The sequence below is a fragment of the Winogradskyella epiphytica genome (assembly GCF_003217215.1).
GTDB classification, from domain to species: domain Bacteria; phylum Bacteroidota; class Bacteroidia; order Flavobacteriales; family Flavobacteriaceae; genus Winogradskyella; species Winogradskyella epiphytica.
Window position 1 is genome coordinate 28,928 of record NZ_QJTD01000009.1, and the last position, 26,802, is coordinate 55,729.

Below are 26,802 nucleotides of genomic sequence, written 5' to 3' on the forward strand. Positions count from 1 at the left end.
TAATTTGGGCGTTACCACAAGGGTCGCGTCATCCACTATATCTTTTTATGGAATAAGGTCAGCTTGGCGACCTTATCCAATAAAAAGGATGCCGTTTCTACCGCTAACGCAGATTCCGTTAGCAAGAATGTGAGATCCGACGTAGTGAAACATCCAATAGTAATAAAAAATCGTATATCGTAAAATATCAAAAATGTCAAATACAATTTACTTAGGTTACAATTTTAAAGTAGCACCGCTTCAACTAGGAACGGAAATATTAATCGCAGAGCTTGGTTATGCAGGTTTTGAAAGCTTCGTAGAAACGGAAGAAGGTGTCACAGCTTATATTCAAAAAGACGAATGGCATGAAGACATTTTGGATAGCATTCATATTTTAGGTTCGGATGAATTTGAAATCACTTTCGACTTCAATGAAATTGAACAAACCAATTGGAATGAAGAATGGGAAAAGAATTTTAATCCCATTATAGTCGATGATTTAGTTTCGGTACGTGCACCATTTCATGAGAAGCCAGATACAAAATACGATTTAATCATAGAACCGAAAATGAGTTTCGGTACTGGTCATCATGAAACGACACATATGATGATTCAACATATTTTAAAGAATGATTTTAAAGGGAAATCAGTTTTAGATATGGGGTGTGGAACTGGGGTGTTAGCCATTTTAGCAGAAAAAGTAGGCGCGAGCAAATTAGATGCTATTGATATTGACAATTGGTGTTATCTGAATAGTTTAGAAAACGTAGAACGAAATGATTGTAAAAACATTTCAGTTTATGAAGGAGACGTAGCCTTATTAAAAGGTAAGACATACGACAGTATTATAGCGAATATCAATAGAAATATATTATTGGCAGATATTCAACATTATGCTAAATGTTTAAATGAAAACGGAAGCTTATTTTTAAGTGGATTCTATAAGGAAGATATTCAAGTGATTGAAGAAGAGTGTAATAAGTATATGTTAAAATTGAGCGAAACTCTCCAAAAAGGGCAGTGGGTATCTTTAAATTTTATAAATTAGTAGGGTTTTATTTCCTAAAGCTGTAAAATAGGTTCAGTTTTAGAGCAAAACACAATAATCTCAAAATCAATTAAGATTATGACAAAAGAAAAATATTCAGAAGAGTTACTTCTAAAAGAAGAATTATTAAATCAGAATGAAATTGTGTTATTCAATGACGACGTCAACACTTTCGACCATGTTATTGATACACTTATTTATGCTTGTGACCATATGCCGGAACAAGCAGAGCAATGTGCCTTATTAGTTCATTATAAAGGAAAATGTACAGTGAAAACTGGCTCTTATGAAGACTTAGAGCCGCGTTGTTCTAAGCTGCTTCAAGCAGGACTTAGTGCAGAAATAGTGTAATAAAAAAAATCCCACGTTAAGTGGGATTTTTTATTTGTATTTATATCTAAAATCAAGTCTTAATTAGTCATTCTACCCACCGCACAACTTACAAGTGATTTGGCTTTCTTAGGTAAAGAATTCGCATCGCCTTCAATGGGGTAACCTAAACTAGATAGTTTAGTTTTTACAAGGTCAACATCCGCCTCATTCGCATAACTAAAACTGACTTCATCCGTATCGTTATTAACACTAACATCAGATACTCCGTCTAATTTAGATAGTTGAGTGATGATGGTGTTAGCGCAGCCACCACACTTTAAGTTTTGTATATTAAATGTCGTTTTCATGAGGAATTAAATTATAAAGTTGAAGGACAAACAAAATCCGTTGTCTTTAAATCCGTCTTTTTAATAGCACCGAATCCTCCAGCAACATCAATGAGTTTATCATAGCCTCTAGCTTTCAATATAGAAGCTGCAATTACTGATCGGTAACCACCTGCACAATGTACATAGTAAGTTTTGTCTTTACTCACTTCGTTCATCTTTTCATTTATAAAATCTAAAGATAAATGTTGTGCATCCTCAAGATGTGAAGATTGGTACTCACCATCCTTACGAACATCCAGAATATTTATTTTTTCAGCTTTAGCTCTATTTGCAAATTCTTCAGCCGAGATAGAATCTAAGGTAGAAATGTCCTTACCTGCTTTTTCCCATGCATCCATGCCTCCTTCAAGATAGCCTAAGGTGTTATCATAACCCACTCGAGATAAGCGCGTCACCGCTTCTGAAGATTTACCTTCAGGAACTACTAATACGATAGGTTGTTTTAAGTCGGTAATCAAAGCACCAACCCAAGGCGCAAATTGACCATTGAGACCAATGAAAATTGAATTCGGTATATGTCCTTTTATATAATCGGCTTGTGTTCTAACATCTAAAACTAAAGCAGATTCGTGATTAGCCATGGCTTCAAATTCTTCAGGACTAAGAGGAACATCTCCTTTTTCTAATACCGAATCAAAGGCATCATAACCCATTTTATTCATCATGGCATTTTTTGCAAAATACTGTGGAGGCGGAGCAATACCATCAAGAACTTCCTTAATGAATTCTTCCTTCGTCATATCTGCACGTAAAGCATAATTTGTTTTTTTCTGCTCGCCTAAGACACCAACAGTTTCTTTACTTAAGTTTTTACCACAGGCAGAACCAGCGCCATGAGCAGGGTAAACAATAACATCATCCGCTAAAGGCATGATCTTATTTCGAAGCGAATCGAATAACATTCCTGCTAAATCTTCTTTAGTTAAATCCGATTTTATGGCTAAATCAGGTCGGCCTACATCGCCTAAGAATAAGGTGTCTCCAGAGAAAATTGCATGATCTTTACCGTTTTCATCTCTTAACAAATAAGTCACAGATTCTAATGTATGACCTGGAGTATGCAGAACTTTAATAGTTACTTTTCCAAGTTTCAGCTCTTCACCATCTGTTGCCGAATGAATTTTATAATCTGTAGTAGCGCCTGGACCGTACACAATAGAGGCTCCAGTTTTCTTCGCTAAATCAACATGTCCCGAAACAAAATCAGCATGAAAATGCGTTTCTAAAATATATTTAATTGTTGCGTTATTTGCTTTAGCCTTATCGATATATTGTTGAACTTCTCTTAAAGGATCAATTATAGCAACCTCTCCTTCAGATTCAATATAATAAGCGCCTTGTGCAAGACAGCCTGTATATAATTGTTCTATTTTCATAATAATTAATTTAATGAGTTACAAAGTTAATAAACTTCAAATGTTGTGATGTGACATTTGTCACAATGCCTGTTAAAACAGTTCTTTATATATAATATAAAATGCCATAATCAGGGTAAAATAGCCAAATCCTTTCTTTAGTTTTTTACTACTAATATATTTAGAAAGATAGACGCCAAGAATTATACCAACAATGGAAATGGCAGTAAATAGGAGTAGAAATGGCCAATCCACATCCATATTAGGTAAATCGCCTAGGAAACCAATAAGCGATTTTACAGCAATAATTAATAATGAGGTACCTACGGCTTGTTTCATTGGAAGCTTCGCCAATAGGACTAAAGCAGGAATGATTAGAAATCCACCTCCTGCACCGACAAGTCCGGTTAACACGCCAACGACAATTCCTTCAAGAGCAATTAGTGGGTAGTTGTATTGAATAGCCTGTGTTTCGCCCTCAAGCCCCTTGTCTTTTTTCGTTCTTATCATAGAGAAGCTCGCTAATAACATGATTATAGCGAACAGCATCATAATAAATATGGAATTCGTAACCTTAAAGTCGTTCACCGTAAAAACCACTTCAGGAATCAGAATAATAAGATAACGTCTTGTGAGATATACGGCGATAAATGCTGGAATAGCAAATAAGGCAGCCGTTTTTAAATCGACCAATCCTTTTTTGAAATTCTGAAAAGCCCCGATAGATGAAGTGACACCGACAACAAAAAGAGAGTAGGCTGTGGCAACTAATGGGTTAAAACCTATAAGGTATACTAATATAGGCACGGTTAAAATTGATCCACCACCACCAATAAGGCCTAAAACCAACCCTACTACTAATGCTCCTAAATAGCCTAAAATCTCCATTAATTCCATATTAGTGCGGTAATTTATCTCGTAATAGTCCGTAAGTAAATGTGCCTAATAACGCTGCAGTTATAACAATAAGCATTGGCGCAACACCAGTTCCTAATAGTACATACATAGGTCCAGGACAAGCACCACATAAAGCCCAACCTAATCCAAAGATAATTCCGCCAATGATATAACGGGTAAGACCACGTTCTTTTAAGGGAACACGAATATTTGTCCCTTCTATAGTTTTTATTTTTTTAAATTTTGAAATTGACAATAGAATAACTCCAGTCACAATGGCAGAACCAATGATGCCATACATATGAAACGATTGAAATTTGAACATTTCAAAAATACGATACCAAGAAACCGCTTCTGATTTAACAAGAACAATTCCGAAGAAAAGACCAACAACAAAAAACTTTATATATTTTCCCATGATTAAAATAGTATTGGATAAATAAGGTGAATCATAATTAAACCTCCTAAGAAGAAACCTATGGTTGCAACTAAAGATGGTAATTGTAAACTGCTTAAGCCAGTAATGGAGTGCCCAGAGGTGCAGCCACCAGCATAACGGGTTCCAAAACCAACTAGGAAGCCACCAATTATTAGAATTAATAGACCTTTTACACTTAAAACCGAATCCCAACTAAATAATTCAGGTGGTAATAAGCTTTGTCCAGCATCGTTAAAACCTAGAGCTGATAAGTCTTGAACTGTTGCTTCACTCAAATCAATATCGATAGGATTAGACAAAAAGTGATGCGCTATAAAACCACCAACGATAGCACCGAGTACTACAACGAGATTCCATCTTTGACTTTTCCAATCGAAATCGAAGAACTTTGCTTTTTTACCGGCACCACCAATGGCGCATAATGTTCTCAGGTTTGAAGACATGCCAAAAGTTCTTCCGAAGTATAATAGAAGAAACATCACGATTGCCATACATGGTCCTGAAACGTACCATGGCCAAGGTTCTAATATGTATTCCATAAATTAAAAGTTGATTTAAATTTGATGCAAAAATAGGATTATGTAATTAAGACTGATATAATAAGACGTTAAAAGTCTATGACATGAATTTTGTTTCGGCCAAGTTCAATTTTGCCTTCACGTTCTAACTGTTTTAAAAGTCGAGAAATTACGACTCGCGATGTATTTAAGTCTTCGGCAATTTCAAGATGAGTCATTTCTAAATTCGTAGAACTAGCGAGCTTAACCTGATCAGTGAGGTATTTAAATAAGCGTTCATCCATTTTCATGAATGCCAAGGTGTCAATTGTTTCGAGCATTTCATCAAACCGAACTTGATAACTTTGTAAAATAAAGTTCCTCCAACTCTCATTAGTATTAAACCAAAGTTGCATATTTTCGATAGGAATCATAATAACGGTTGCGTCTTCATCTGCTATTGCACGAATCTTACTTGCAGATTTTACCATGCAACAGGTTAAAGACATGGCGCAAGTATCACCAGACTCTAAAACATAAAGTAAAAGTTCGTCGCCTCTATTATCTTCTCTCAGTACTTTTATATTCCCTTTAACTAGTAATGGGATGAAGTTTAAGTCTTGACCGATATCAATAATAATATCAGATTTTTTGAAAGTTTTGAGAAAGGCAACTTCCGCTATATTGTCGAGTATTTCTGCGTCGAATAAATAGTGGAACGGCTGAAGTATTTCTTTAGATATCATGCTTCAAAAATAAGAATAAGAAAATTGAAAAAATAATTTGGTTGTTTTTTAATAAAAGTGTTATATTTGCACCCACTTAAAATGGCCATGTGGCGCAACTGAATAGCGCACTTGATTACGGCTCAAGAGGTTGCAGGTTTGAATCCTGCCATGGTCACTAAAAAGAATGTGAATTCTTAGCAAAACCACTCAATCACTATGATTTGAGTGGTTTTCTGGTTTTTAGACAAACATTTAATTTGGTCTTATTTCAATTTAAATGGTCTACAAATCGGTTACCACCAATTCAAAGTGTCTACACTGTAGACACTTTGAAGAAAAAAAGTGTTCAAGAGTACAGTTGATTTGACTTTCGTCCTAGCGATGTTTAATATCTAAAGACGACAACTATGCGCGCAAAACACACATTCTCGACATTCTTCTGGTTGCACACTACTAGAGTAGTCAATCAAGATGCACCTCTTTATTTACGGGTTACTGTAGATGGAAAAAGAGTAAACATTAGTCTAAAAAGACGTGTTCCAATTTCTATTTGGGATCAGAAAAAGAAAAAAGCAAAAGGAACCTCAGCCGCGGCGAGACAAATTAACCTATATATAGATGAGGTTAATTCCAAGATTTTTCAGATTTATCAAGACTTAAAATTTAAAGACGAGCTTATAACTGCAAAACTAATCAAGGCCATTTATAACGGCGATGATCAAGACAGCAAGTCTTTAAAGGATATTTTCGACTATCACAATGAAAAAATTAGAGATACTCTAGCTGCGGGATCTATTAGAAATTATGGAATTACGCAAAATTACGTATTCCGGTTTATTAAGGAGAAAATGAAAACTACAGATATCAATTTAAACAAACTCAATTTCGAATTCTTAAGTCAATTCAAATTATTCCTTTGTAAAGTTTGACCAACTGGTCATCCAAAAGCACTAAGCAATAATACCCGAATGAAGCACATACAGCGCTTAAGAAAAGTTGTAACTCTAGCCTACCATTTAGAGTGGATAGACCGAGACCCTTTTGTTAAATGGAAAATGAAATATGACAAAACCACCAGAGAATTTTTATCCGAACTCGAATTAAAAAAACTGGAAGAAAAAGTATTTATTTCAGAACGATTAGACCGCGTTCGCGATCTATTCGTATTCAGCTGCTATACAGGAATTAGCTACGTAGATATTATGAGTCTTACTACCGATAACCTTGTGTTATATATAAACGGTGGGAACTGGATAGAAACCAAAAGGCAAAAAACCAAAGCAACAGTCAAGGTGCCTCTATTAGACCAAGCTTTCAGAATCATAAAAAAGTATGAAGACCATCCTATAACAGCAGTAACTGGGTCCTTACTACCTGTGATCACAAATGAAAAACTAAACGTTTATCTCAAAGAAGTAGCCAACTTTGTTGGAATACAGAAAAAACTAACATTTCATATGGCACGTCATACATTTGCTACTACAGTAACTTTGTCAAATGGGGTGCCAATAGAAACCGTTTCTAAACTTTTAGGACATTCAAAAATAGCGACCACCCAGATTTATGCACGAGTATTAGAGCATAAAATAAGTAACGATATGAATATTCTACAGAATATTTTAAGAAACAAAAACAAGGAGTCAGAAAGTAAAAATAAAGCATAACGAATCACATAAAAGGAGTTAAAATATAATTTGTAATCAATTGATTTTGAAATAATTAAATTATTATATAATTTGAAGGTTTATTTCAATTTTTCAGAATATGCAGGAAATTGGGCCAATCACAAAGAGCTATACCAAGCAAGTAACCTTAATTAAACCATCGAATCTTCAAGATCTAAAAGTTTTAAACAAAGGATAACACCTTTCTATAGATACTTTAAATCAACTGAGAAAATTACTAAGAACGAATAAGTGCTTTTCTAACCAAGAAAAGGAAATATTTTTCTTTAAAATAATCAAACCATGTATAAACGTACGAATCGAATTTTTCTCAAAAGTAAGAAGATTTATCTTCGAGAAACCTAATGCAGACATATTACAGCAAATAGATTATGTTACCTATTTAATAGCTAAACTCGAAAAACATAAACTTCGTAATCTAGAATTTTTTCAATACATGAAGCAATCTAATTCTATGTTAGATCACATTTATTTTGTTCGTGAAGTGGATAGGTTAGATTTTCCTGTAGATACAACCCATTACTATACCGATCCCGAATTCTCAACAAGTCATGATAATTTGGCAGCCCAAGTTATTTGCTATGATTTGCTCTCTAAATATTATCATAAAGAGCTTAACTATTTGAGGAAGCTAAATGAAAATATCGCTGATGAAGAAAGGCCTCCAGCTTTTAATCGAATAGCTTGGACAGCGTCGAAAACAGATCTTGTCGAATTATTATATGCCTTACATAGCTTAGGAGCAATAAGAAACGGACAAGTAGAAATTAGCAAAATGGCAGAAGCATGTACGGGAATTTTTGATATTAATCTCAATAATTTCTATAAGACTTATGCTGAAATCAAGAATAGGGGAAAGGATACTACCAAGTTTTTAGATCATTTGAAAATCTCCCTGCAGAAACGTATCGAACTTGACGAGGTCTAATAATCAATTGGATTAACGTCGTTTATATGCTGTTTGTGTTAAATTTCTTCGGTACTACCGAAGACATACCGAAGAAATCACTCTAATTCCTATCAATACACTTTAAATACAATCAACTTACTACAAGTGTTTATAAAATAATAAGTAATGAGTAAATCCGCTAAAGACAAAAGATTATAAGTAGTTAACCCTATTAAGGCGGATTCACGAATACCATAATATAAAATAATGAGTGATGAGTAAATCTGCTAAGGATAAAAGATTGTAAGTAGTTCTAGCTGAAAAGCAGATTCACGAATCCACGAAAGTCAATCACTAACCAAAACAAATAACAACATGAGTACTCCAAAAGCATTCTAGAAGTGGTTCAAAGACAACCATCACTATTTTGAAGCCCATCCAACCATCGATAAAGACAACCTCTATTTCGACCTTCAATTGCGCCTCAATAACTATTGCCCTAACTTAGGTTTTGCAGTCGTAGGACCAACAGACGAGAATGAAAAATATAAACTAATAATTACCACTAAAGAGAGTAGGGGCCTAACAATCAAAGCAGCCTACCTAATTAGTAAAGCACCGAAAATCAAGGGTTGGAGATTCATAGCATCAATCAGACCTATGCAAGACCTCAGCGCCATCACTGAAGCCATTGATACCGAATACCAGTTTCAAAATTTCAAAATAAAAATCAGTGATCTTTTCTTTTTACCCAACCTATATTGCATAAAATCTAAAAAATTCAACATCACCATTTACCTTCAAGACTACTGGCAGTACCCAAAAGAATTACTACGTCAGGCGGTAACTATGATGCTTGAAGATCTTTTAGGAGTGAGACTCACATACTCTAAAATAAATAAACTAACCATTAGCCAGCTGCCCAACATCACAGAACACCTAATGCCTATAGCAGACATGGAAACCTTCTTTGATAATTTTGATGTGATAGAATAGCGATTATATCAAGTAAACTGTAGTGAAAATTCCTTGTAAAAAAAACAGTTAATTAATCCAAAATGTATGATAGAGTTAGTTTCTTAGGTGCAAGCTTGAAAATAAGAGAATTGGGTTTGATATTAGCAAAATAAGGTCAGTATTTGTGCAAAGACTAAAAAAGACTAATATATAATCATTACTTTTAACATTTAAAATCTCTAAAAGTAATACTGTCAAATGCTTTAATGGGACCTCTAAAGTATGAAAAGAATAAATTCATAAAGCAGGCTTCGATGATTGAAATTGGTAATGTGCCAGAAACTACAAACAAATTCGGATCATATAAGGTAATTGTAGATCGGCAAGTTGTCGTTGAATATTATCGTGGGGTTATCAATGTGAACGATTTAATTCAGCTTAAAAAAAATATACTTAAAGATCCAGATTACAACAAGTTTTGGAATACTATAGTTGATTTTAGAGACTGTAAAATTACAATTAAGCCAAATGATGTCACTAAAATGATAGAATATATGAAAGCTGACTATCAAGGTGAAGAAACTAGACACATAGTTCTTCTTGCAAATAAACCACATGAAGTGGCAATCTCAACATTATATACAGTACTCCTACAAGAATCGGGATTAAATTTCAAGTCGTTTATTGCGTCAGAGGTAGATTCAATTATTAATAGATTTTGTGATGGCATATTTACAGAAGATGAAATAGTTGAAATTATTTACCAACTAAAGACAAATTCAATCAATAGGCTTTTACCAGATACTAAGAATTAACAGTAGTATAAGCTTCGAGGCATGCCGCCTTAATTCTCTATTAAGTAAAATCAATAAATGGATTGCTGATAAAAGGCAAAGTAAATTTAGGAAGCAGCACAGAATTAACTGGTTCTTCAACTCAGTTCTTTGTAGGTAGTAGTTTTTAATTATTAAAATCAACTGTATAATTCAATGTTGTTCCTGCATCGACAAATATTGTGTCGTTTTCTCTTGTTGTAATATCGTTAATTTTACGCACTATTTCTATAACAACAGGTTGATTTCCAGCTATTTCCAATAATTGATTACTCTCAAAATCGTTTGTCCAACTTCTAATTGCTCCATCGATAGATTGTGAAAAGCCTGAAGGACTTGGGTATTCAAAATTTGTCCAGAATTTGTTACTACCTTGAATGTCGTCTAAATTTAACAAAGTCAAATTCACAAACGCTTTTTTAACTACATTATGATTTTGTAATAATAGAGTATCCCGATTCAAGTTAAATAAAGCAGTAATTCCGTTCAGATTAGGTGCCAGAAATTCACTATTCTCAATTTCATCATGGTACAATCTATGGAAGCCATTATCTAACTCATCGTCCCTGAGATAGAATTTAAGACTATAATTTCCTTCGTCATCTGTTTTAGTTGATGCCTTTTTTCTGATGAGATTAGGACCTGAATTTGGATTATGGTTCCATACTAAGCTGATTTTTAAATTCGGAATAGGTGTAGAACCATTATTGGTCATAACTTTTCCAACAATTTCAGTACAATTAGCTTCACAATTTTGACTAATTAAGTCATCTTCCTCTTTTGAACAACTAATAAAAAGAACAATACCTAAAATTATTAGTAAACTTAATTTTCCTATTTTCATAATTGCATTTCTGGCTATAATTAATAGATGAAGAAATTCCGAAATGGTTGCGTCAAATTACAGGTAACGTTGTTGTATTTGGTTAGTTGCGTGTTCCAGCAACTAATTGAGCAAATAAATCACAGATAGAATATTCCGCAGGACCCGAGCAAAGCGAACTGGCGAAGCAATGTTCGTAAGTCGGCTATAAACAGCAATGAATTATTCACCGTGTTCTCTATAGTTTTTTGTCACGATCTGTAATTTCTTTCCAATAATTTATTTGCGTCGGAAGTTGATTTTGAGAACGAGGCGTTTGTATTTGACATGGATAGCACGGCTATTTTGCCTTATACGGCACCTGTAAGTCAGTTGGCAGGAGTAGGGAAGGGCTGGTTTTCAAGAGAGGCTATGCAAAGATTGCTTTCTCTTTGTTACCAATCATTTGAAAGAAAAGAAGCTGTTTCATTACTAATTAAATCGGATCATCATGAATATAATAGAACGATCAAAGAAACCGACTCCTAAGTTTTTCATGGTTGGTTCCAGACAGACGTTTAGAAGCGTGTGTTAAGTGGTAATATTATGATAACGAAAGAATATGCACAGGTTGAAGCTGCTATCTGGTTGAAACCTGATGAACCCTTAAGAATTTCATATTCTTTCGCGGTTTATTAATATTCCTTTCAAGTTATATTATCAACAATGAAGCTAATTGCTGCTGTAATTCTGGATTTTTAAATAACTTTTACAGGCTTTTTGTTTTCATCTATTGCCACAAAAGTAAATTCTCCAGAAACAGCCTTTTCTCTATAATCGGAATACATTTCTTCCACATAAATATCTACTCTTACCTTTAGGCTAGTGTTTCCAACATGGGTTATATACCCCACTAGTTCCACAATGGTACCCGCTGGAATTGCTTTTTTAAAATCTATTTTATCACTGCTTACTGTTACCATTTGTTGTCTGCTAAATCGGGTAGCAGCAATAAAAGCAGTCTCATCCATCATTTGCATTGCTGTTCCACCAAAAAGCGTGTCGTAGTGATTTGTAGTGTTAGGGAAAACAGCTTTAAAAATTTTAGTTGTTGCGTTTTTTATTCGTTCAGCTTTGTCCATAGTGTTTTTGTTGAAATTAAACAGAATTTTAAAGGGCTAAATATATAATTTTATAAAGAATATAGTATTCATTAATGGTAATAAAACAGCGGTTTTTTAAATGAAAATCTGTTTTTAATTTTATGACTTTTGTTTTCCATTCAGCAAGCAAACAAGTATTTATTTTAAACACTTAAAATGGTTTGGAAGGTGACTTCTAGATTGTTTTAAGTGTTTTTTTTTAATGTAATATCATCAGAATGTTAAGGAGTAATAACTCCTAGCTCACCACTTGTTAAACTATTTTGGAAATCTTGTTGATAAAAAACAACTTTCTTACAGCGTCATGTGTCGTTCTGAATTGTAATTAGGTTTTCTAAGAAGACCAAAATCATTCATTTTTTAAAATAGAATTTTGGGTACATATAAGCAAAAATGGTATTAAGAAGCTAGCTTCTCAATACCATTTTAAGACTAATTAAATAAAAAGTTTATTTTTTAGGTAATCTAGAGTTTACATCCAATAGTTCCCACTCTCAAATGGGGTCTCTACAGCTTCCAACCAATCTGCTTCTGCTGCTTCTGCAGTAACATGGAATTCGTCGGCAATCTCCTGAATAAATTGATCAAAATCATCATTGCTTGGGCGTTTCGTAAACACTCTAACCGGAATTTTAATATTTAAATCTTGTGTTCCTAAAAACGCATTACTAGGGGCATTAAAAGGAAACGGGTTTCCATTACTATCCCATTTAGTTCCATGAATTAAGTGTACTAAAATCACATTTAATTCAAATTGTGTATAGGCTTCATTAACAAAAAAATATCCTTTTAAGCCAATAGGATCATCGGCTCCTCTTAAGCTCACGCCTTCATTGGTATACATACCGTCTTCTGGATTGGTGTCACGGTAAACGTAGTCTAATATAGACTCGGCATTAGAAAAATCCATATCTGTATCTATGTGCTTGGCGTTTTTTGTGAGAAAAAAATGCTGATGAATCGGTGCATTTATTTCCGAAGTAAACTCCGCATTTATACGTTCGCCATTTTTATTAAAGTATGTGATTTCTAAAGCATAGATTTCGCCTTTAATTAATCGAATAGGAGAATCCGGTAGTATTAAGTTTCCTGCTTCATCATACTCATAACTAATTTCTTGAACGGCCTTGAAATACCTGACATTTTCATTGCTTGGGCTTCCATGAAAAGTGGATCCATGTAAATGTCCGCGGTGAAATCTAAAGCTAACTTTTGACCATTCCTCATGGCCTAATTCGGTATTTTCATCATTAGGAGTTGCAGGCAAATCGTCATCTTTACTACATGAGTTTAGGCCAAGCATAAGTATGCTTACCAATGCAAATAATACAGGTTTAAAAAATTGTTTTGTTTTCATAATAAAATAAATAAAGGGTTAAAAGTTACATTGAACGTTCACATTCATACTACGTCCGCTATCGTGAACAAAATAACGGTGTAAGTTTAGGTAGTCTTTATAAAGCGTATTAAACAGATTGTCTATGCTTGCGCTTATTCTTAATGTTAGTTTTTGGTTAATAGGATAGCGGGAACTAGCTGCTATATTAAATAGGTGATAGGCTGAAGGTGTTTGGGGTGATAATTCATAATCCGGATTAAAATTGTTTTTCTTCCCAACCCATTCATGACCAAACTGTAGATTGATTTCTTCAAAATCACCCAAAACAGGAAGCTGATAATTTATGGAGTTGTGCAAGCGTAGGGGCGAGATATTAGGTAGCGGGTTTTTAGAGCTAATCTCCTCTCCCTGAATCCATGTGAATTTATTTGTAAATTCTAATTTGGGAGTTATGGTAGAAGAATGAATCAGGTCTATACCATACAATAAAGCATCTTGTTGCTTGAATTGAAAAATAGCTGCGGGTCCTGAAAAAAGTTGTTTGTACTGATGCGTTGGTACAGAATAGATGTAATTTTCTACTTTATTAATAAAGCCTTGAAATTCAAAACGGCTGTTTTTTGCTTTGTAAGTAATAGTGTTCATCCATTTTGTTCCTTTTTCCGCACTCATATCCTTATTACCAACAAAATATATAGGAATACCGTGTTGTTTTCCGTTCGCATATAATTCAAACGATTCAGGAATACGCCAGCCATGACTTAAAGAAGATTGCAAGTCCCATTTCTCTGTAGCTAGTTTCGCTGCCACTTGCGCTGATAGGGCAGAAAAATCTTTGTTTTCACCATATTTTTGTCCTAGAAAATTAATTCCTCGAGCATTCATGATTGCCCAATCATATCGTAAGCCTGCGTTTAAAAGCCATTGATTGACGTTTAAAGTATGGTGTGTGTAAACAGATTTTTCTTTGTATAAATAATTAGGCAATGCAGGAGTTACACCGGTTCCAGGTTGATTATAGTTTTCTTTATTTCTAATTTGAACACCAAGAGCAGCATGCAAAGTGTTGTTTTTAAAACCCAATTCAAAATTAAAATGATTAGCACTTAGGATCATGTCTTGTACGGGAACAGTATTTGACACGCTTCGTCTTACATCAAATTCTTCTCTATGGTTTTTTTGATAGGTATATTGTGATTTTACAAACCATTTTCGCGAAAATTTCCATGTAGTAGTGGTGTTTGCAATCTGATGGGTACTTTCTTGGTAAGGCGCTTCAATTTTAAATGCATAAGGAAAAGTAACCAAAGGTTGTCCGTGTTCTATACGTTCTTCAAATTCTTCCACATTTCCAGTTAGTGTTCCAAAATAGTTGCCTTGTTTGGACTTGTAATTAGAATAAAAAGATTCTATCTCTACGTTTTGAAGTTTATAAGTTAGCTCAGCCCGATAGCTCGCTACGCTTGTTCCTGAGTTTGCTACATTATAGTCTGCCGTATGATAATCGCCGTTTTTTGAGTTGTTAGCACTTAAACGCCAAGCGAAACCTTGTATTAGGCCTGAGTTTTGCTGTATTTTTAAGTGAGCGCCCCTGCCTCTTGTATTTCCGGAGTAGTATAATGTTGCCGAACCGTTTATGTTTTTGTTACTTGAAATTCTCCCAGCATCCACATGTACAACTCCTCCTAAGGCATTTGAGCCGTGTTTTACAGATTCTGCGCCACGTAATATGTTTAGATTCTTGGCTAAATCTGCATCTATTTCAGGTGAATGTGCGTCTGCCCAATCTTGGTTTTCTAATTTCACTCCATTAACCATATACACCAATCGGCTACTAGATAAACCGTCTATTATTGGCTTTGAAACATTTGCTCCAGATTTGCGTACTTGAACTCCTGATAAAGATTTTAACTGATTTGCTAAATCTTTTCCGGTATTAATCTGCTGTATAAAGTTACTAACTTTTTGTGCTTGATAAATAGATTTTTGGAGGTTAACAGACTTTATTACCACCTCATTTAATTGTATAGTAGTGCTATCCTGTTGGCCAAATACTACTATAGGAAGTAGTAAGAAAGCAAGGAGTAGCATTTTATAATAATGCATTCTTTCTTGTTTTTTTTAAGAAATATTTTTTGGCTTGCCGAAACGTATTGGATGTAATGGTTCTTAGACCAAGAACAAGCAACTTATTTCATTATGAAAATTCCCATATTTTACTTGCAGCTAAGGCAATAAAACATATAACCTCCTCATCTTAGTAAGGAAACAGATTGAGGTTTTATGGAAGTAATATGTAAAGAGAATCTATAGGAAGAAAGGGGGAGGCCTGCAAAAGAGCAGGTTTACCGCAATGTTATGTAGTAAAACGCAACTATAATGTTTAAAGCGTTCTTTCTTGACAACAGGTACATTGTTTTCAACTGTAAAAACATCGGAAACCTGATGGAAGCATGGAGTTAATTTCTGCGCAATCGCATAGTCGCAAATAACACAATGTGAAACTTGGTCTTTATCCTCTTCATGGGAAAGCGTATGCAGTCCAACCATTTTCATGGAGAGAAAAAGGAAAAGGAATAAATAAACAAGCTTATTTTTAAAACAATTAACTTTCATCAAGTAATATAAACTTACAATATTAATACGCTATGAGACTACCAATACATCTTTAATGCAATTTTGTCGCATTTGTTAGTTTTGCAAATATATTATATTTTTATACTATTGCAAGATAATCGCAATAAATTATCGCGAATTAATCGCATTAAGAAATGAAAAGAAGAAACACACCAACGAAAGAAGCTGTTCTAGAGGTTTTAAAAACTGCTGGCAAAGCCATGAGTCAAGATGCGATTGAACAAGAAATACACATGGATATTAATAGAGCCACTATATATCGTGTTTTAAACCGCTTTTGTGAAGATGGTGTGTTACATAGGATTGTTGCCGACGATGGAAAACAGTATTTTGCTTTAAGTGATAAGAATGATAACAATAAGGTTTCGGATAATCATTTTCATTTTAAATGCTTAGCGTGTGATACTATAGAGTGTTTGCCTAATAAAGTTAGTTTTACAGTTCCAAATGCATATTCTGTTGCACATATGAATTGTGTATTAACTGGTATTTGTAAAGATTGTTCTTAAGATTTGAGTGTTTTGACCTTAAGTACAAGCGTTGGGAACTCTAATTCTTAGGAATAGGTATTTATTTTCTTTTTCGCTTCTTTTTCAGCTTATTTAACCATATAATGGTACCTGTTACAGGTAGGCTTGTGGCTATAAGGCATGCTAAAAAGTAAATGATTTTAGAAACCGTTCCAAAAACATCTCCCATATGTAGAGGTCTAATTAAGGATGCTATTTGTTGGTTCCATGGTTTGTCGTCAAACAGCTCTACTTTTAATAGCTGCCCATAAGTATCTATATAAACTTTATCTGAAATAGAAGGGGACCAATTTTCTTCAGCATACTTTCTAAAACTATAGTAATTGCTTTTAGGGCTAGGGAAGCTTACTGAAAGCTCTCCAGGATAATTTAGCGTTTTATTAGCTAAAGCGACGGCTGCATCATAAGAAATAGCTTCCATATCCGTTTTGTTTTCTAGGGAGAATTCTGGTGCAGATCTATCAAAAATCTTTGTCCCTATAATTTGCCCCAAGCCATCTCTATAGGATTCAAAAGACCAGCATAAGCCAGTTATAGCCATAATAAGCAAAAAGATAGAAGCGTAAAAGCCTAAAGTATTATGTAAATCATGGTTCACACGTTTCCAATTGGCTTTTGTCTTTATTTTTAAGCCTTGTTTTATATTTTTCCATTTTAACTTTTTGGGGAACCATAGTACAATTCCGGAAATAGATAATAATAAAAAGATAATAGTGGCAACGCCAACAATAGGTCTACCAATACTAATATCTAACAACAACCATCTATGTAGCTTAAACATCGTAAACATAAAAGCATCCACTTTTGTTTTTTCACTTTTATGTATAGCCTTGGTATAAGGGTTTACAAGAACTTTTGTTCCACGTCGCTCTTTTAAGTCTTCTTTTACAGTAAAAGTATAGGGCTCGTTATCCTTGTAGGGGATACTCACTCCTGTAACATATACCTTATTAGTCTCTTTTAAAGTTTGTGTTAAGTTAGTCAGCTTATGTTTTTCAGCCTTTGCTTCTACCATAAAGTCCTCTGCAAAAAAACTCTTTATTTCTGCGTCAAATACTAAAATCGTTCCTGTAAAACAAACGATAAACAAAATGATGCCACTTGCTAATCCTAGCCATAAGTGCAGGTCGTTTATAAACTTTCTAAAACTGTATGTGTTTTTGTTTTTCATAATGTGCATTAACATGATAAAGCGTAATCTTAATGACTACGCTTTATTTGGACTAATTGAATTAAAAGGAGTAGCTTAAAACTCCCGCAAAATTTCTAGGATCTGTTTGGTTGATATATCTTGTTCTATATGCATTATATCCCACTTCATCAAATACATTGTTTAGTATAAATCTAAAGTTCCAATGTGTGTTTATACGGTAAGCCGCTTGTAAATTAACTTGTGTATAGGAATCTACATTAAAAGGCTTCTGATTAGGTACGATTCCTTCGTGAGTAATAGCTCCAGAACTCCAATCGTTTATTGGTCTTTCGCCAGTAAAGTATACTCCAGCACCTAAAGAAAGTCCGTCTAGCTTTTCTTTAAAACTATAATTAGCATAGGCATTAAAAGTATGTTTTGGCGTGTTTAAAGGGGCCGAACCATATACGTAGGAAGTATGTTCTTTATACTGTGCATCTATATAAGAATATCCTGTAATAACTTCTAAGTTGTCTAATAGTCGGCCACTAAGTTCTACCTCAATTCCCTTACGCTCATCGTTACCTCCTTTTTGGTAATATCCTGTAGCCACCCAGTTTTCGTCATAAACAGGAAGGTTGATGTCTTTGTTGTTGATTTTAAAGAAGGTAAGGTTAAAGCGTAATCTATTGTTTAGCCAGTTGGTTTTAATTCCAGTTTCTAGCTGATCAAAACGCTCATTACCTAATTCTTGACCATTGGCATCTAATCGCGTAGCCGTTCTTGGGTACGAACTATTGGTGTAGGAAGCAAAGACGTTTATATTTTTAAATGGGCTCAGGATAAGACCACCTAATGGATTAAAGGCGTTGCTTTCTGTAGTTTCCGTAGCCGTGATAGTTTGTGTTCTGCTAAAGCGAGCACCTAAAAAGGTTTTAATATACTTGTTGAAAGTGATTACATCCTGAGCTACAAAACCAAAAGCTTTAGACTGAGCACCTAATAAGGTAGCCTCTGGAAATGCCATATCACTAGGTAGCTTATGGTTGTTGCTAGCGAATACATCGATAGTATCAATATTGGAAACACTCATAGAAGATGTGTTGTATTTTGTAGTACGGTAATCAAATCCAACTTGGAAAGTGTGTGAAATACTACCGGTTTTAATATCATCACCAATAAGGTCAAATTGCATTACGCTATTATTGTCTTTTCTCGTAGAAGCGGAATAGCCACGATTTCGTTGGTTATAAATTGGTGTACCTGAAGTATCTTTTATAACATTGCCTAAGCTTGCCCCTTTATCATCTAAGTCTAAATTAGATTTGTAGTATGCAGCTTTTAAGCTTAATTTATCACTAAGTTCTCTACTAAATCGGATAGAGTAGGTGGCATTGGTAGTTAAAGACTTATCGTTTTCAAAACCTAGAAAAACATCATGCGGCAAATCGTAAATATGGTTTTCGTCATTTTCACCAAGGTTTACCGTTCCTAGGTCTGGGGTACGGCTATCTTCAAAATAATCCATCTCCACAGTGAAGGTTGTTTTATCATCTGGCTTCCACTCTAAAGAAGGATTGATATAAAAGCGATCTGAAGAGACCATAGACCTATAGCTATCGGCACGTTCTAATGCGGTATTCACTCTAAATGCAACTTTACCACTTTCTACTAATGGTCCATACACATCAAAAGTAGTTCTTGCTTGACCGTAACTTCCAATACGTAAATCTGCATTACCACCAAAAACGTATTTAGGTGTTTTTGTTACTAGGTTCACCACACCACCTGGGCTTCCTAAATCCGTGGCTACACCTTGTGTGATAGAAGCAGCCCCTTTTAGCACCTGAATATTATCAACTCCTTGCATATCGGTTAATACACCAACCCCTCTAAAGTCAGAATGTACACGTACACCGTTTTTTAGTATAGGAATCCCTCTAAAACCACGAGAAGACATACTTTCTCTTTTATTTCCATAGGTGGCAAAAGTGTAGACTCCAGGAACGTTTTTTGTAGCGTCAGAGATCGTTAGGTTTCCTTGTTGCGCTATCAATTTATCAGAAATAATTGAAATACTCTGAATTTGCTCATAAGGAGCTAAAGGTAGTCTTGTTAATGCTTCAATTTTATCCGGGTGGGTAAACCTACTTCCAAATACTTCTACCTCGTCTAATTGTGAGTCTTCTTTTAATTCAAAATGCAGGATGCTATCCTCATTTTCCTGTATGGTGATTGTTTGAGTAGCCGATTTAAAGCCAACAAATGAAACTCGTATTTTGTATGTTCCAGGCAGCACATCTTGTAATTCGTAGTAGCCGTTTTCATTGGCTGATGTTCCTTTGGAAGATCCTTCAATAATTACCGAAGCAAATGGTATAGCTTCTTGTTTTTCGGTACTAATGGTACCACTGATTTTGTTTTGTGCGAATGTTATCTGTATCGCAAAAAGCATAAATAAACTGATATTTTTAAGCATAATAATTTAGATTGATTTTAAATAAAGCCGCAAATGTAAAACCCATTAGTTGTTTTTCAAAGTTTATTTAGATTAAATATAAATAATAATTATTAACGACTTGAATATTAAAAACATAAGGAGATAAGTTTTTTAATGCTGATCAATTTTTCCTGAATCCTGAGGCTGCACAATGGTTTGAGGGAGAGTTGAATGAAAAAATATAATAGAAAACAGAGCTATTTCTTATCAGTGTTTTTCCTATTTTCTATGAAAGGCATAATTAATTATTCCATAACTTAGTAGAGTAATTGCATATAGCCGTAGGGCGTTTCTGAAAAGTAAAATACTAGAAAGAAGGGTGTAGATAATCAGAAATTAACAGTATAAAAATATAAATCGATGAAACTTACTCTAACTTTAGTAACTATAGCATTGTCAATCAACGCTGTGTTTGCCCAGAAAACGAATCCAAACTACGATCCCGAATTAGCTACTGAATTAAAAGCAGATGACTATGGAATGAAAACTTACGTCTTCGTCATCCTTAAAACAGGAACTAACGAATCAAAAGATGAAGAATTAATCAACAGCAGTTTCGCAGGGCATATGGCCAATATCAAACGACTAGTTGAAGAAAATAAATTAATAGTAGCCGGACCAATGCTTAAAAATGAAAAAAACTATAGAGGAATTTTTATTTTAAATGTTTCAACTATAAAAGAGGCCGAGCTCCTACTTCAATCAGATCCCGCCATATTGGAAAAGTTCTTAGAGCCAGAATTGTTTTTATGGTACGGATCTGCAGCACTTTCAGAATACCTAGAAGCATCAGACAAAATTTGGAAAACCAAATATTAAGTACATCCCTAAAGCCTAACCAATCGTAAACATTACGCACAAATGAAAACACTAAAGAAGATTTTAATCGTTATTGGAATTATTATCGCAATACCATTAGTAGCAGCACTATTTATAAAACAAGACTACGCCGTAGAAGAAGAAATTATAATTAATGCACCTAAATCTGAAGTCTTTGCATATATAAAGCAGCTTAAAAACCAAGACCATTTTAGTAAATGGGCGAGTATAGACCCAAACATGAAAAAAACTTACACAGGTACAGATGGGCAAGTAGGGTTTATTTCGGCATGGGAAAGTGAGGATGAGAATATAGGTGCCGGAGAACAAGAAATTATAAACATCACCGAAGGCGAAAGAATCGATTTCGAGTTACGATTTTTTAAACCTTTCCAATCCACAGAAGCGGCCTATATGATTACCGAGAATGTAGCTCAAAACCAAACTAAAGTAAAATGGGGATTTACAGGAAGGTCGGAGTATCCTAGTAATTTATTCCTAATATTTATGGATTTTGAAAAAATGGTTGGTGATGATTTTCAAACTGGCTTACAAAACCTAAAAAACATACTAGAAAACAGTAAGCAATAAATCTTAAATTATGACAACAGTAAATACATACATTACATTTAAAGGCAATTGCGAAGAAGCCTTTAATTTTTATAAAGCAGCATTCGGTGCAGAATTCTCCTATGTAGGTAGGTTTAAAGATATGCCGCAAGAGGACCCTAACTGTAAAGTAGACGAATCAGAGCTTAATAATATTATGCATATATCCTTACCAATAGGCAATACGACCTTAATGGGGAGTGATGCAGGAGGCGAATGGGCTAGTAAGGTAACCGAAGGGAATAACTTTGCCGTTTCTATTAATACCGATACCAAAGCTGAAGCAGATAGATTATTTGATGAATTATCTCAAAACGGACAAGTAGCGATGCCAATGAATAAAACATTTTGGGACTCTTATTTTGGAATGTTTACGGATCAATTCGGAATTAACTGGATGATTAGCTTTAATCCCAATCAAAAAGAAAACAATCAAAAAGAAAAATAGACATGGAACATCATAAACAAAAAGTGCCCGTTTGGTTTTGGATGATAGCAGTGGTTTTCCTTTTATGGAATTTCATGGGCGTCCTTTCCTTTTTTGCACATACCTTTATTTCCGAGGAAGCTTTAGCCAAATTACCACAAGCAGAAAGAGAACTTTATGGAGATTATCCGCTATGGACTACTATTATTTTTGCCATTGCGGTATTTGGTGGTTTTATAGGGTCTATTGGCTTGGTGCTAAGAAAAAAATGGGCAAAATCAGCCTTTATCCTATCCTTATGTGCTATCATTCCGCAAATGATACACAATGTGTTTTTTACAAAATCTATGGAAGTTTATGGACCAGGACAAGCAGCTACTATGCCAATTATGGTGGTGGTATTTGGTGTTTTAATAATAGGGTTTGCCCATTTCAGTATTCAAAAAAAATGGTTAAAATAAAACAGATATGAAAACAACCCCAGAGCACAACCAACGCATTACAAAAATGACATTTGCCTCGGTATATCCGCATTATATAACTAAGGTGGAGAGTAAAGGAAGAACTAAAGAAGAATTATTACAAGTAATAGAGTGGTTAACTGGATATACCGAATCTGATTTAAAAACCATGATAGAGGAGAAGGTCAGCTTCGAAACTTTTTTCGAAAAAGCAACGTTAAACCCTAATGCACCTTTAGTAAAAGGCGTAATATGTGGCTATCGCATAGAAGAAATTGAAAACCCATTAACCCGAAACGTACGAGATCTAGATAAGTTGGTAGATGAATTAGCAAAGGGTAGAAAAATGGAGAAAATTTTAAGAACTTAAGCACTATGAGCATCCAAGAGATAGCACAAGATTTCCTACAATTAGTGAGCAGCGGAAAAGTACATGAAGGTTTCAATAATTATGTATCGGCAAATTTTATTCATCACAATCAATACTTCAAAGGAACTAGAGAAGCTTTGCAAACCGCAATGATAGAAGCGCACGAAACCAGTCCGAATGAATTTTTGGAAGTGAAAAAATCGTACGTGGACAAAGATACCGTCATTACACACGCCCTAGTGAAAAAACAGGATATGGAAATCGCGGTAGTGCATATCTTTAGATTCGAAGATTCTAAAATAGTTGAACTCTGGGACATAGGACAGGTCATAGATACGAAAAGCCCCAATGAAAATGGTTCGTTTTAGCAGCCTATATTTAACATGAATTATAAGAAAATAAGTTGTACATGGAAGTATCACAGAAAGTACTAATTAAGCAACCAGTAGAAACGGTTTGGAAGGTAATAACCGACTTTAAAAATTGCACAAACTTTATCAGTAGTATTAAAAAAATTGAAGTTCTTGAAGAACCAAAAGAAACCTTAATCGGATTTAAGTGGAAAGAAACCAGAGAAATGTTTGGAAAAGAAGCCACTGAAATCATGTGGATTACCGAAGCGGTTAAAAATGAATACTACCAAACAAGAGCAGAGAGTCATGGCGCCATTTATATCTCTAAATTAGTAGTGCAAGCCAAAGGGGATGTTACCCAACTAAGTATGTCGTTTTCATCATCTGCTCAAACAATCATGGCGAAAATTATTTCTAGTCTTATGGGCTTTATCATAAAAGGCAGTATGAAAAAAGCTATGGCTAAAGACTTAAAGGATATGAAATTACACTTAGAATCTAATGTCTAACGCTCTAAAATTCTGTTAACATAAAACCCTAAATAAATGAAGTATGAAATATGTATGGATACCATTGCTTTGTATATATCTCTTGTCTTGTAATAAAATAACTAACAATAAAACTTTCAAAGCCAAAACCTGTGTGGAAAAAGTCATTCTTAGAGACCAGGAATTAGGTGAAATTAGAAATCAAGCAAGTCTCAAGGTCTCGCTAAGTGAATCCATTGGCACTTACACGTCTCACTTAATGTCATTAAATTATGAGTGCTGTCCAGAAACATTCCAAAAAGAATTTAAAGAACATATAAGTGCCTGGATCAATATTAAAACAGTGACGGATAAATATCCCGAATTACGTGGAGAAATGCATGATCTATTCCTACTATTAGAAAATGGAAGAGACGCGGAAGAATTTAAAATGTTGAGTAAGAAAATATGGCAAACTTGGAATAGTATTCAATATAATTATAAGGAATAAAAGCCCCACGTCACAAATAAATCACAATCGCTCTTTATGAAGAACACTAACACAAGTTTGTAGGTAAACTTATTAGGCTAATTTTAAGAATAAAAAAAAAGCAGATCTAATGATCTGCTTTTTCCAACTTAACTAAAAGCAGCTGATTAATAGCAAGCTAAGTTATGTAAAAATAAATTAAAATCATTGTGTTTTTTAGTTTTTTTATGATTTACAACCCCGAAAAATCATGAATAGATCAGTCTATTTCCTATAAACAAAACATGAAAAACACCAATTGTTTCCCTAAATGCCTAAATAAAGAACCCATACTATTTTGGCGCATATCATAATTTAGAAAGAAATAACACTTCATAATTAAATTAAGGGTATATCAATATGAACAACATTCGGACGTAACAAGAACCATATTCATAGACAAATCACAATCGCTCAGAATTATGAATACAGACTCACCTGCTAATTTGTAACCATAATGTCTATATGGGCAATTTTTAAATAAAAAAGCAGACCATAAGGCCTGCTTATATCATCTTAAAAGATGAATATACAAAAGATAATAGGTTGGTTATTTGTGAGCAATTTAATTAAAATAGTGTATTTAATCATAATATTTTATGACTTATTTTAGGAATACACCAAAAATTGAGGGTAAAATGCATGGAGACAATTATATTCAAGTAACTATGAAAAAGTACTAAGATTTTACCAACGCACTTCTGTAAGATTCCTCACAATAGCAATCTTAGTTTTAAAAACAAACAAATGGATAAAGCCTTGTTTCAAATGTAATATTCATAAAATTAAACACTTAAGGGCTTCGTTTCTTTATAACCACGGCATTAGCTTTGCCTAAATACCCGTTTGAATTCTTCAGCGAAATTCATTGCTTTACTCTATCTTTTGGTTATGACGGAAAATTATACCTGATGTTCCATAACCAGCTACACAAAAACCATGATAAAACTTAAATCAAAAAAAATCAACATCACCATTTACCTTCAAGACTACTGGCAGTACCCAAAAGAATGACTACGTCAGGCGGTAACTATGATGCTTGAAGATCTGTTAGGAGTGAGACTCACATACTCTAAAATAAATAAACTAACCATTAGCCAACTACCCAACATCACGGAGCACCTTATACCTATTACTGACATGGAAACTTTCTTTGATAATTTTGATGTGATAGAATAACTAAATTTATTTTCAAAACAGTAATTTCCCACATTTACTATAATTTTCACTAAATTAGACACTTAAACCAATACCAAGACATACCAATAGTATTTATATAATTGAAAATATATGTACTAGTAGATATATACGCATGTTGCCAGTAATTTAACGGAACAGCTAAAAGTCAATTTGAATTGAAGGAATAGTAACCGAAAATCACAATTATATTTAAATAAGAAAATAGAATCTTAACCGAAAATGACTTTAAAGAATAAAATATTACTAAATAAATTTCTTGTACCTACGATGTTGTTAGTTGTCTTAATAATCTATGTATTAAGTCAAAATTATTTAGAATTCGGATTTATAATTTATTATCTCATTTTGTGGTTAATAGTTTCACTATTTCTCTTTTACAAACAGAAAAACCATTTGATTGAATACAATGCTGAACCGAATGAATTAAAAATCAAATATTATACAGGAATAAATAAAACTGCTGAAAAGATTATTCAAATAGATAAAATTGTGAGCAACAAATTAGAAACGAGAATGTTTGACTTCGGATTTGATGTTTTGTCTATAAAGTATATTGACGAACAAAATTTATATGATCTAATAGATTTAAGAGTTAATAAAAAAGAAGATTGGATTGATATTTTAACTTCAATCAAAACAAAAGCTGAATAAGTAAGTCGGTGAAATAAAAACTACTGGCAACAATGTATAACCGCAATTACGGCGGATTCGACTACGTCCGAATCCACTCGGAATTGCTAAAGTCAGTTCTAAATCGAAAAATTTGCGTACTTTAACCCGTAACTGACGGTTATACGAGACCGTTGTGTACCATTTGAAAAGACTATGAACAACACAATTGAACATCCAAAACCCTATAAACACAAAAACTCTGAATACCAAAAAGAAATTTTAAATTACTTAAAACACGAGTTAGGGACAGTTAATTGGAATATAAAAAAACACGGAGAAAACTATGAAAGAAAAGCCCATAAAGAAATTTTAGAATATCATATTGCTATGGAGGACTTAACTCTCGGTATCAATCTCACGTAATTCTATGAGAAAATCTATAATAGCTTTTGAATTTTCTTCTGATTGGTTTGCTTGGAAATTTTTAGATAAAATTCCGATGCGTTTTTTGACCTTAAAAGAGTAAAATTTATCATCTTTAGGTTCTACAAATCGGACTTTATAAACTTCGTCTTTTAATTTAAGAATTATGTTATTAATTTCTTCTTTAGTATTTTTATAAAGAATTAATTTTTCTAATAAAGTTATAATTTTATCGGCAGGATTATTTACTAACATAAGAATAGTTTTAGAGGAACAATATCGGAAAAATAAAAACGGTACACAACAAAGTACTGTGGTAAAAAACAAGTAAAAAAGCATTAATTTCTCACCAAAGAACTTCTGTAACTATCCTCATATATTAGTCCAGATTTAGCAA

General features: G+C 33.8%; 29 protein-coding genes, 1 tRNA gene and 1 pseudogene. 18 read left to right on the forward strand and 13 right to left on the reverse strand.

What is annotated here, in order from left to right:
* The first annotated feature begins 193 nt into the window (after positions 1–193).
* Both prmA and DFQ11_RS13800 read left to right on the forward strand, forming a co-directional pair.
* The gene (gene prmA / locus DFQ11_RS13795; protein ID WP_110476469.1) at positions 194–1,030 is read left to right on the forward strand and encodes a 50S ribosomal protein L11 methyltransferase; all 837 of its coding nucleotides are present in this window, start codon (positions 194–196) and stop codon (positions 1,028–1,030) included.
* Positions 1,031–1,105: 75 nt separating this feature from the next.
* Positions 1,106–1,381 carry an ATP-dependent Clp protease adaptor ClpS gene (locus DFQ11_RS13800; protein ID WP_110476470.1) on the forward strand — a complete coding sequence of 92 codons (276 nt, stop codon included), beginning with the start codon at positions 1,106–1,108 and terminating at the stop codon, positions 1,379–1,381.
* 59 nt (positions 1,382–1,440) lie between these two features.
* On the opposite strand, the gene DFQ11_RS13805 is transcribed toward DFQ11_RS13800, so the two are convergent.
* From DFQ11_RS13805 to DFQ11_RS13830, 6 genes are all read right to left on the reverse strand, one after another.
* Positions 1,441–1,710: a heavy-metal-associated domain-containing protein gene (locus tag DFQ11_RS13805; protein ID WP_110476471.1), complete on the reverse strand. Its 270-nt coding sequence runs from the start codon at positions 1,708–1,710 to the stop codon at positions 1,441–1,443.
* An 11-nt stretch (positions 1,711–1,721) separates the two neighbouring features.
* A complete protein-coding gene (locus tag DFQ11_RS13810) occupies positions 1,722–3,128 on the reverse strand; it encodes an MBL fold metallo-hydrolase (protein WP_110476472.1) in 1,407 nt (468 codons plus the stop codon).
* 72 nt (positions 3,129–3,200) lie between these two features.
* Positions 3,201–4,004: a sulfite exporter TauE/SafE family protein gene (locus DFQ11_RS13815; RefSeq protein ID WP_110476473.1), complete on the reverse strand. Its 804-nt coding sequence runs from the start codon at positions 4,002–4,004 to the stop codon at positions 3,201–3,203.
* A gap of 1 nt (position 4,005) precedes the next feature.
* On the reverse strand, positions 4,006–4,422 hold the full coding sequence (locus DFQ11_RS13820) for a DUF6691 family protein (RefSeq protein ID WP_110476474.1): 417 nt from the start codon (positions 4,420–4,422) through the stop codon (positions 4,006–4,008).
* A gap of 2 nt (positions 4,423–4,424) precedes the next feature.
* Entirely contained in the window at positions 4,425–4,982 is a 558-nt protein-coding gene (locus tag DFQ11_RS13825) for a YeeE/YedE family protein (protein WP_110476475.1), read from the reverse strand.
* A gap of 68 nt (positions 4,983–5,050) precedes the next feature.
* Complete coding sequence (locus tag DFQ11_RS13830; RefSeq protein WP_110476476.1) at positions 5,051–5,686, reverse strand: Crp/Fnr family transcriptional regulator; 636 nt, start codon at positions 5,684–5,686, stop codon at positions 5,051–5,053.
* Between the two features lie 83 nt (positions 5,687–5,769).
* On the opposite strand from DFQ11_RS13830, the gene DFQ11_RS13835 reads away from it, so the two are divergent.
* The 5 genes and pseudogenes from DFQ11_RS13835 to DFQ11_RS13855 all read left to right on the forward strand — a co-directional run bounded on the left by DFQ11_RS13835 (position 5,770) and on the right by DFQ11_RS13855 (position 10,014).
* Positions 5,770–5,843 (forward strand) — tRNA-Arg (locus DFQ11_RS13835).
* Positions 5,844–6,075: 232 nt separating this feature from the next.
* Positions 6,076–7,332: pseudogene (locus tag DFQ11_RS15480) on the forward strand (site-specific integrase).
* Between the two features lie 295 nt (positions 7,333–7,627).
* The gene (locus tag DFQ11_RS13845; RefSeq protein WP_262508293.1) at positions 7,628–8,281 is read left to right on the forward strand and encodes an RteC domain-containing protein; all 654 of its coding nucleotides are present in this window, start codon (positions 7,628–7,630) and stop codon (positions 8,279–8,281) included.
* Between the two features lie 621 nt (positions 8,282–8,902).
* The gene (locus DFQ11_RS15115) at positions 8,903–9,238 is read left to right on the forward strand and encodes a hypothetical protein (RefSeq protein ID WP_146221541.1); all 336 of its coding nucleotides are present in this window, start codon (positions 8,903–8,905) and stop codon (positions 9,236–9,238) included.
* Positions 9,239–9,465: 227 nt separating this feature from the next.
* Positions 9,466–10,014 carry a hypothetical protein gene (locus DFQ11_RS13855; RefSeq protein ID WP_110476479.1) on the forward strand — a complete coding sequence of 183 codons (549 nt, stop codon included), beginning with the start codon at positions 9,466–9,468 and terminating at the stop codon, positions 10,012–10,014.
* A gap of 145 nt (positions 10,015–10,159) precedes the next feature.
* On the opposite strand, the gene DFQ11_RS13860 is transcribed toward DFQ11_RS13855, so the two are convergent.
* The 4 genes from DFQ11_RS13860 to DFQ11_RS13880 form a co-directional block, all read right to left on the reverse strand.
* On the reverse strand, positions 10,160–10,876 hold the full coding sequence (locus tag DFQ11_RS13860; protein ID WP_110476480.1) for a hypothetical protein: 717 nt from the start codon (positions 10,874–10,876) through the stop codon (positions 10,160–10,162).
* Between the two features lie 716 nt (positions 10,877–11,592).
* A complete protein-coding gene (locus DFQ11_RS13870; RefSeq protein ID WP_110476482.1) occupies positions 11,593–11,976 on the reverse strand; it encodes an acyl-CoA thioesterase in 384 nt (127 codons plus the stop codon).
* Positions 11,977–12,469: 493 nt separating this feature from the next.
* The gene (locus tag DFQ11_RS13875) at positions 12,470–13,354 is read right to left on the reverse strand and encodes a hypothetical protein (RefSeq protein WP_110476483.1); all 885 of its coding nucleotides are present in this window, start codon (positions 13,352–13,354) and stop codon (positions 12,470–12,472) included.
* A gap of 18 nt (positions 13,355–13,372) precedes the next feature.
* Positions 13,373–15,442 (reverse strand): TonB-dependent receptor, encoded by a 2,070-nt coding sequence (locus DFQ11_RS13880; protein WP_110476484.1) that lies wholly within the window; start codon positions 15,440–15,442, stop codon positions 13,373–13,375.
* Between the two features lie 665 nt (positions 15,443–16,107).
* Between DFQ11_RS13880 and DFQ11_RS13890 the strand changes: the two genes are divergently transcribed.
* Positions 16,108–16,482, forward strand: a complete 375-nt coding sequence (locus tag DFQ11_RS13890) for a Fur family transcriptional regulator (RefSeq protein ID WP_110476485.1) — start codon at positions 16,108–16,110, stop codon at positions 16,480–16,482.
* Between the two features lie 61 nt (positions 16,483–16,543).
* On the opposite strand, the gene DFQ11_RS13895 is transcribed toward DFQ11_RS13890, so the two are convergent.
* Positions 16,544–17,674: a PepSY-associated TM helix domain-containing protein gene (locus DFQ11_RS13895; RefSeq protein WP_110476486.1), complete on the reverse strand. Its 1,131-nt coding sequence runs from the start codon at positions 17,672–17,674 to the stop codon at positions 16,544–16,546.
* 61 nt (positions 17,675–17,735) lie between these two features.
* Positions 17,736–20,114 carry a TonB-dependent siderophore receptor gene (locus tag DFQ11_RS13900; protein ID WP_110476487.1) on the reverse strand — a complete coding sequence of 793 codons (2,379 nt, stop codon included), beginning with the start codon at positions 20,112–20,114 and terminating at the stop codon, positions 17,736–17,738.
* 381 nt (positions 20,115–20,495) lie between these two features.
* Here DFQ11_RS13900 and DFQ11_RS13905 point away from each other — a divergent pair, with 381 nt between their 5' ends.
* The 10 genes from DFQ11_RS13905 (at position 20,496) to DFQ11_RS13950 (ending at position 26,405) form a co-directional block, all read left to right on the forward strand.
* A complete protein-coding gene (locus DFQ11_RS13905) occupies positions 20,496–20,954 on the forward strand; it encodes a YciI family protein (RefSeq protein WP_110476488.1) in 459 nt (152 codons plus the stop codon).
* Between the two features lie 42 nt (positions 20,955–20,996).
* Positions 20,997–21,545, forward strand: a complete 549-nt coding sequence (locus tag DFQ11_RS13910; RefSeq protein ID WP_110476489.1) for an SRPBCC family protein — start codon at positions 20,997–20,999, stop codon at positions 21,543–21,545.
* Positions 21,546–21,555: 10 nt separating this feature from the next.
* Entirely contained in the window at positions 21,556–22,011 is a 456-nt protein-coding gene (locus DFQ11_RS13915; RefSeq protein ID WP_110476490.1) for a VOC family protein, read from the forward strand.
* A 2-nt stretch (positions 22,012–22,013) separates the two neighbouring features.
* Positions 22,014–22,451 carry a hypothetical protein gene (locus DFQ11_RS13920; protein ID WP_110476491.1) on the forward strand — a complete coding sequence of 146 codons (438 nt, stop codon included), beginning with the start codon at positions 22,014–22,016 and terminating at the stop codon, positions 22,449–22,451.
* Positions 22,452–22,458: 7 nt separating this feature from the next.
* Complete coding sequence (locus tag DFQ11_RS13925) at positions 22,459–22,821, forward strand: DUF2200 domain-containing protein (protein WP_110476492.1); 363 nt, start codon at positions 22,459–22,461, stop codon at positions 22,819–22,821.
* A gap of 5 nt (positions 22,822–22,826) precedes the next feature.
* Positions 22,827–23,189: a nuclear transport factor 2 family protein gene (locus DFQ11_RS13930; RefSeq protein WP_110476493.1), complete on the forward strand. Its 363-nt coding sequence runs from the start codon at positions 22,827–22,829 to the stop codon at positions 23,187–23,189.
* A gap of 41 nt (positions 23,190–23,230) precedes the next feature.
* Positions 23,231–23,683, forward strand: a complete 453-nt coding sequence (locus DFQ11_RS13935; protein ID WP_110476494.1) for an SRPBCC family protein — start codon at positions 23,231–23,233, stop codon at positions 23,681–23,683.
* Between the two features lie 133 nt (positions 23,684–23,816).
* Positions 23,817–24,152 (forward strand): hypothetical protein, encoded by a 336-nt coding sequence (locus DFQ11_RS13940; RefSeq protein ID WP_146221542.1) that lies wholly within the window; start codon positions 23,817–23,819, stop codon positions 24,150–24,152.
* A 1,611-nt stretch (positions 24,153–25,763) separates the two neighbouring features.
* Positions 25,764–26,021 carry a hypothetical protein gene (locus tag DFQ11_RS15120; protein ID WP_123796506.1) on the forward strand — a complete coding sequence of 86 codons (258 nt, stop codon included), beginning with the start codon at positions 25,764–25,766 and terminating at the stop codon, positions 26,019–26,021.
* A 174-nt stretch (positions 26,022–26,195) separates the two neighbouring features.
* Positions 26,196–26,405, forward strand: coding sequence for a hypothetical protein (locus DFQ11_RS13950; RefSeq protein WP_110476497.1), 210 nt, complete (start codon positions 26,196–26,198; stop codon positions 26,403–26,405).
* Here DFQ11_RS13950 and DFQ11_RS13955 read toward each other — a convergent pair.
* On the reverse strand, positions 26,379–26,660 hold the full coding sequence (locus DFQ11_RS13955; protein ID WP_110476498.1) for a hypothetical protein: 282 nt from the start codon (positions 26,658–26,660) through the stop codon (positions 26,379–26,381). The two genes, DFQ11_RS13950 and DFQ11_RS13955, sit on opposite strands and share 27 nt — an antisense overlap.
* Between the last annotated feature and the right edge of the window lie 142 nt (positions 26,661–26,802).

Bases quoted from the DNA above. Each gene is read 5' to 3' on its own strand.
- DFQ11_RS13855 (WP_110476479.1), top strand. From the start codon at position 9,466: ATGGGACCTCTAAAGTATGAAAAGAATAAATTCATAAAGCAGGCTTCG.
- DFQ11_RS13905 (WP_110476488.1), top strand. From the start codon at position 20,496: ATGAAACTTACTCTAACTTTAGTAACTATAGCATTGTCAATCAACGCT.
- DFQ11_RS13910 (WP_110476489.1), top strand. From the start codon at position 20,997: ATGAAAACACTAAAGAAGATTTTAATCGTTATTGGAATTATTATCGCA.
- DFQ11_RS13860 (WP_110476480.1), bottom strand. From the start codon at position 10,876: ATGAAAATAGGAAAATTAAGTTTACTAATAATTTTAGGTATTGTTCTT.
- DFQ11_RS13900 (WP_110476487.1), bottom strand. From the start codon at position 20,114: ATGCTTAAAAATATCAGTTTATTTATGCTTTTTGCGATACAGATAACA.
- DFQ11_RS13890 (WP_110476485.1), top strand. From the start codon at position 16,108: ATGAAAAGAAGAAACACACCAACGAAAGAAGCTGTTCTAGAGGTTTTA.
- prmA (WP_110476469.1), top strand. From the start codon at position 194: ATGTCAAATACAATTTACTTAGGTTACAATTTTAAAGTAGCACCGCTT.
- DFQ11_RS13870 (WP_110476482.1), bottom strand. From the start codon at position 11,976: ATGGACAAAGCTGAACGAATAAAAAACGCAACAACTAAAATTTTTAAA.
- DFQ11_RS13810 (WP_110476472.1), bottom strand. From the start codon at position 3,128: ATGAAAATAGAACAATTATATACAGGCTGTCTTGCACAAGGCGCTTAT.
- DFQ11_RS13820 (WP_110476474.1), bottom strand. From the start codon at position 4,422: ATGGGAAAATATATAAAGTTTTTTGTTGTTGGTCTTTTCTTCGGAATT.
- DFQ11_RS13880 (WP_110476484.1), bottom strand. From the start codon at position 15,442: ATGCATTATTATAAAATGCTACTCCTTGCTTTCTTACTACTTCCTATA.
- DFQ11_RS13830 (WP_110476476.1), bottom strand. From the start codon at position 5,686: ATGATATCTAAAGAAATACTTCAGCCGTTCCACTATTTATTCGACGCA.
- DFQ11_RS13875 (WP_110476483.1), bottom strand. From the start codon at position 13,354: ATGAAAACAAAACAATTTTTTAAACCTGTATTATTTGCATTGGTAAGC.
- DFQ11_RS13955 (WP_110476498.1), bottom strand. From the start codon at position 26,660: ATGTTAGTAAATAATCCTGCCGATAAAATTATAACTTTATTAGAAAAA.
- DFQ11_RS13815 (WP_110476473.1), bottom strand. From the start codon at position 4,004: ATGGAATTAATGGAGATTTTAGGCTATTTAGGAGCATTAGTAGTAGGG.
- DFQ11_RS13825 (WP_110476475.1), bottom strand. From the start codon at position 4,982: ATGGAATACATATTAGAACCTTGGCCATGGTACGTTTCAGGACCATGT.
- DFQ11_RS13915 (WP_110476490.1), top strand. From the start codon at position 21,556: ATGACAACAGTAAATACATACATTACATTTAAAGGCAATTGCGAAGAA.
- DFQ11_RS13935 (WP_110476494.1), top strand. From the start codon at position 23,231: ATGGAAGTATCACAGAAAGTACTAATTAAGCAACCAGTAGAAACGGTT.
- DFQ11_RS13920 (WP_110476491.1), top strand. From the start codon at position 22,014: ATGGAACATCATAAACAAAAAGTGCCCGTTTGGTTTTGGATGATAGCA.
- DFQ11_RS13805 (WP_110476471.1), bottom strand. From the start codon at position 1,710: ATGAAAACGACATTTAATATACAAAACTTAAAGTGTGGTGGCTGCGCT.
- DFQ11_RS13930 (WP_110476493.1), top strand. From the start codon at position 22,827: ATGAGCATCCAAGAGATAGCACAAGATTTCCTACAATTAGTGAGCAGC.
- DFQ11_RS15115 (WP_146221541.1), top strand. From the start codon at position 8,903: ATGCAAGACCTCAGCGCCATCACTGAAGCCATTGATACCGAATACCAG.
- DFQ11_RS13925 (WP_110476492.1), top strand. From the start codon at position 22,459: ATGAAAACAACCCCAGAGCACAACCAACGCATTACAAAAATGACATTT.
- DFQ11_RS13895 (WP_110476486.1), bottom strand. From the start codon at position 17,674: ATGAAAAACAAAAACACATACAGTTTTAGAAAGTTTATAAACGACCTG.
- DFQ11_RS13950 (WP_110476497.1), top strand. From the start codon at position 26,196: ATGAACAACACAATTGAACATCCAAAACCCTATAAACACAAAAACTCT.